This window comes from Lysinibacillus sp. GbtcB16 (assembly GCF_019091145.1).
Lineage (GTDB): Bacteria > Bacillota > Bacilli > Bacillales_A > Planococcaceae > Lysinibacillus > Lysinibacillus fusiformis.
On sequence record NZ_JAGXJV010000804.1, the window covers coordinates 1 to 241 of the forward strand.

Below are 241 nucleotides of genomic sequence, written 5' to 3' on the forward strand. Positions count from 1 at the left end.
AAATGGATGATTAGTATAGGTGTCCTTTGTTTTTTGGGAGCGTTATATGTGCTCCCTGTTTTAGGGGTAAGCGAAAGACGGGAGGAAGTGCAACCTCCACCAGCGGATGAAAAAGCTTGTGAACTATTTATAGAAGTGGAGGGACAAAAGGATAAAATCCCTTTAGAGACGTATATAACCGGGGTAGTAGCGGCAGAAAGGCCTGTTTCTTTTAAAAAGGAGGCATTGAAGGCACAGGCAA

General features: G+C 43.6%; 1 protein-coding gene. It reads left to right on the forward strand.

What is annotated here, in order from left to right:
• A partial coding sequence (locus KVT27_RS25955; RefSeq protein ID WP_254636309.1) for a SpoIID/LytB domain-containing protein occupies positions 1-241 on the forward strand: 241 nt, incomplete at both ends.